The 3,001-nt window shown below is 47.2% G+C and carries 4 protein-coding genes; 1 reads left to right on the forward strand and 3 read right to left on the reverse strand.

Translation table 11 applies throughout. The annotated features are described in order from the left end of the window. Positions 1-976 (forward strand): pyruvate kinase (gene pyk, locus QTO00_RS17450; protein ID WP_331425909.1); only part of this gene is annotated, 976 nt, incomplete at its 5' end. Between the two features lie 47 nt (positions 977-1,023). On the opposite strand, the gene QTO00_RS17455 is transcribed toward pyk, so the two are convergent. From QTO00_RS17455 to QTO00_RS17465, 3 genes are all read right to left on the reverse strand, one after another. Beyond that, complete coding sequence (locus QTO00_RS17455; RefSeq protein WP_331425910.1) at positions 1,024-2,166, reverse strand: patatin-like phospholipase family protein; 1,143 nt, start codon at positions 2,164-2,166, stop codon at positions 1,024-1,026. Positions 2,167-2,174: 8 nt separating this feature from the next. Beyond that, the gene (gene cydH, locus QTO00_RS17460; RefSeq protein WP_152604180.1) at positions 2,175-2,267 is read right to left on the reverse strand and encodes a cytochrome bd-I oxidase subunit CydH; all 93 of its coding nucleotides are present in this window, start codon (positions 2,265-2,267) and stop codon (positions 2,175-2,177) included. 186 nt (positions 2,268-2,453) lie between these two features. Further along, entirely contained in the window at positions 2,454-2,876 is a 423-nt protein-coding gene (locus QTO00_RS17465; RefSeq protein WP_331425911.1) for a hypothetical protein, read from the reverse strand. Positions 2,877-3,001: the final 125 nt, after the last annotated feature.

Consider the following 3,001-nt stretch of genomic DNA (forward strand, 5'->3'; position numbering starts at 1 on the left):
ATCCAACAACAAAGGCATCAATAAAAAAGGCGGTGGTCTATCGGCTGAAGCCCTAACCGACAAAGATAAGAAAGACATTAAACTCGCGGCAGAAATCAACGTCGACTACCTTGCGGTCTCATTCCCCCGCAACGGAGAAGACATGAAGTACGCCCGCAGGCTTGCAACAGACGCAGGTTTACAAACACGATTGGTAGCGAAAGTAGAACGCGCTGAAACGGTTGCGAGCGAAGAGAATATCGATGACATCATACTCGCTTCCGACGCGGTAATGGTGGCCCGGGGCGACTTAGGGGTCGAGATCGGTGACCCAGAGTTGATCGGGGTGCAAAAACAGCTCATTCGTCGCGCACGAAAACTGAATAGAACCGTGATTACCGCCACCCAAATGATGGAATCCATGATGGAGAACCCGATGCCAACTCGAGCGGAAGTCATGGACGTCGCCAACGCAGTACTTGATGGTACGGATGCAGTGATGCTCTCAGGAGAAACGGCCGCAGGTAAATACCCACTAGAAACGGTTCAATCTATGGCAAGCGTCTGCCTGGGGGCGGAGAAGATGTCAGCGGTGAACCGGTCAGGATATCGCATGGACACAGTCTTTGAGACAGGGGAAGAAACCATTGCCATGTCAACTATGTTTGCCGCTAACCATATGCGCGGTATCAAAGGTATTATCACGCTAACCGAATCGGGCCGTACAGCGCTTATGATGTCGCGTTTGAGCTCTGGGCTACCCATTTTCGCTTTATCACGTAACGAAAGCACATTGAACCTCTCAGCGCTCTATCGTGGCGTTTTTCCCGTCTACTTTGATGATAAATCAAATACAGGGTTACAAACCGCACAAGCCGCGGTCGCTACGCTCAAAGCGAAAGGGTTACTCGACGACGGTGATCTGGTGATCATCACTCAGGGAGATGTCATGGATGTCGTAGGCTCGACCAACTGTATGAGAATCCTTGCTGCATAACCTGCACTTCCCTTGTCTCTATGGGAGCGCTTTGCTCCCTTTTTTGATCATAGAAAGTTAGGCTTCTTGATGCACTTAGAAAACGATTCAACAAACTGAAATCCCGCATCCAATCCGAGCTGGTAATCGTGGAGAAGATCTTCTCGACGACTCATCAATGAACTTGAACGCAAAGGCTGGTCAGGCTTGATCTGGACAATAAAGCAATCATCCGGTGGCGACTGAAGAAAGTTTTGAGTTAGCGAATAGGTTTGATAGTGCACCATTAGCATGTCAGCTAAGCTCGAGTCAAACTTATCACCGAGTAGATGGCTCAAGCGATAGACATCGTCAGCACCAAATAACCATCGTCCACCATTGAGGACTTCTAAATGCAGTTTATCGGCTCTCTCTTGTTTCGATTTTTGCGCCCGTTCATTGATAAACAGCCCCCAATCTTGCTTCCAGCGGTTAAGTTTATCTTGCCAATGATTTTGAATGACATTGAATGAATCCCTTAGCCACTCCACAGATTGCTCTTGATTTGCCTCGACAATATCTGTTACTGAGTCCTCTCCTTCGGTGCGAATCACCACTATACACCGTGCTTCTCTACGCCAAGCCTCCTGTACAGGAATAGACGCAGACACACCGCCATCGACATATTCGCCATGAGGGAACTGCACAGCATGGCCGTAGAGTCGCGGAATAGCACAAGTCGCAATCAGTACCTTTCTCCAATCATCAGCCAACATCGGAAGGTAGTGATCAGAAAGTCGATAAGTATCGGTTACAGCAGCGTAGGCATGACGATGTGCCAAAACCTTACGCCCCATATCAACATCGAGTCGGTATGGATAATCACAGATCTTCTCCAGCGCCCAATCGAGCCCTAAATACTGATTATGACGAATATAGCGAAACAGGTGGAAAAATTCGCGGGCCGTGGTGAGGTCTAAGATAAACGACTGTCCTATCCCCCGTTGCCGACAAAGAAAAGCACATAAGTTCAGCGCCCCGGCTGATGTGCCATAGAAAGAGTGAAAAGGGTCGAAGTTCGATAAGAGAAATGCGTCAAGTACACCAGAGGTAAAAATTCCTCTTTGGCCGCCCCCTTGAGCAACCAATGCATTTTTACCGCCGGTATACTTTTTTAATTGTTGAGCATCAAGTGTTACCGCAGTATTGGTAACGACACCGCAGTTGCGCATTAACTGTACTAAGCTGTTGCAATGGCAGTAATACCGAACCCTAGTAGAACAGTGAATACTACCGCAGTAATGACAAGAGCGTATTTTAGATTGTGTTCCATAGACACCTCCTTATTGTGTAACAAAGTAATAACATCCTTATGAGGTATCTTCAATTAATACCTATTTTCCGTACGGAATTATGACGTTAGCATCACAATTGTTCGTAATGGCATTGAAATAACGCCAATAGAGAGATGTCTATCAGGAGGTAATCTAACTATGAACTTCATAAATTACGGCTTGTTTTAAAACGAGTATTTGACCCCCAGTGCAGCGCCTATTTGTAGTTCTGGTCCACCATATAGATTGAGTTCAGGGTGTACTTGGCCATACATATCCCAACCTTTACTCAAGTTCCAATTTAGTCCTAAGGGGATGCGAGCACCAAACTCTTTCCCGTCCCATTCACTCCAGCCACCGGCACCAACATACCAAGTGACAGGCGTATTAGCCTCAAAAGACCCACGCTTTAGGATATAATCGAATGCACCGCCATCATTACCGACAATAAAGCGGTACTGGTGATCCAATTCAACAACCACGCTCAGTTGTTGATCAACCGCCATACCGACCGTCAAGTCCGTCGATTTAGGCTCCTCAGCCACTGCAAACGCACTGCCAAATAGCGCAGCTACGCCAAGCAGAGCCGCTACTCCATTGCTATTCATAGAATCTCAATCCTAGTTAAATCAAACTGCAGTCAATTTTCCGGATTTGTAGGAAAAGGATGTCAGAGCAAGGTGAGCGGCAAGACAGGACAAGGCTAATACATCAGATGCAAAAAAGGAGGCCG

Source organism: Vibrio sp. M260118 (assembly GCF_036533755.1).
GTDB lineage: Bacteria > Pseudomonadota > Gammaproteobacteria > Enterobacterales > Vibrionaceae > Vibrio.

Excerpts from the sequence above, each read along its gene's own strand:
- QTO00_RS17455 (WP_331425910.1), bottom strand. The coding sequence starts at position 2,166 with ATGCGCAACTGCGGTGTCGTTACCAATACTGCGGTAACACTTGATGCT.
- cydH (WP_152604180.1), bottom strand. The coding sequence starts at position 2,267 with ATGGAACACAATCTAAAATACGCTCTTGTCATTACTGCGGTAGTATTC.
- QTO00_RS17465 (WP_331425911.1), bottom strand. The coding sequence starts at position 2,876 with ATGAATAGCAATGGAGTAGCGGCTCTGCTTGGCGTAGCTGCGCTATTT.